The 1,265-nt window shown below is 30.5% G+C and carries 2 pseudogenes; one reads left to right on the forward strand and one right to left on the reverse strand.

Features of this window, described 5'->3' with window-relative positions:
• A pseudogene (locus FUA24_RS07655) lies at positions 1-895 on the forward strand (LuxE/PaaK family acyltransferase); the annotation flags it as partial.
• Between the two features lie 209 nt (positions 896-1,104).
• Here FUA24_RS07655 and FUA24_RS25745 read toward each other — a convergent pair.
• Positions 1,105-1,265: pseudogene (locus FUA24_RS25745) on the reverse strand (tyrosine--tRNA ligase); the annotation flags it as partial.

Consider the following 1,265-nt stretch of genomic DNA (forward strand, 5'->3'; position numbering starts at 1 on the left):
TTAACATTAAAACTAACAAAGCATTTGAAAAAAAAGCGCTTGAAATTTTCAAGTTCCAATTTGAAAACAATAGTGTTTACAGATCTTTTTGCGATTTACTTTACAAAACACCTAGTGATGTAAAAACCATTGAAGATATACCGTTTTTACCTATTCAATTTTTTAAATCTCGTACCGTTTTAAGCTCAAACTCTGCTATTGAAACTATTTTTACAAGCTCTGGTACTACAGGCCAAAACACTAGCAAACACCATGTAACTAACTTAAAAGTTTACCAAGACAGCTTTAATTTAGGGTTTTCTCATTTTTATGGTAATATTGAAGATTATGTGGTTTNATAAAACAATCAAAACAGCCTGAAAGCGGCTTTTATTTAAACAACCTATCTGAATTAAAAAACACATTAACAACTTTAGATTGTGAAGGAAAAAAAATATTACTAATTGGTGTTTCATTTGCACTTTTAGATTTAGTTGAAACCTATAAATTCAATTTAAAAAACACCATAATAATGGAAACTGGCGGTATGAAAGGGCGCCGAAAAGAATTAATACGTAATGAGCTTCACAACATATTAAAACATGGTTTTGGTGTTGATGAAATACATAGCGAATATGGTATGACCGAACTTTTAAGTCAGGCTTATTCCAAGGGCAATGGTATTTTTAATTGTCCACATTGGATGCGTGTTTTAACCCGTGATACTGAAGACCCTTTAAGCATACAAAAACCAAGAAAAACAGGTGGTTTAAACATTATAGATTTAGCAAATATTAATTCTTGTGCGTTTATTGCCACCCAAGACTTGGGCCGGTTAAATACCAATGGCTCTTTTGAAATTATTGGCAGATTTGACCATTCTGATATTAGGGGCTGCAACCTTATGGTGCTTTAACTTATACAAAGCATAACCTATTCACTTTAGGTTATATATGTAAAAACTTCATTAAAATTCAGTTTAATACTTTAACTTTTAATTAAGATTATAACTGTGTAAGCTATTTGTATTTATACCGACAAAACTAATGAGCTAAGAAAAAGAAAGATTAGTTTTTATTTAATTGGTTAGTAATAAGGCTTGGTTTTACACCAAGCCTTATGTTTTTATACCACTCTTAGTATGAAGTAATTTTTTTTACCACGCTGTAACAATACAAACTTTTCATTAATTAAATCTGACGAGGTAATAGCGTAATCTTCTTTTACCTTTTCTTTATTTACTGAAATTGAATTTTCTTTTAAAGCGCGTCTTGCTTCGCCGTTAG

It is taken from the genome of Seonamhaeicola marinus, assembly GCF_008085455.1.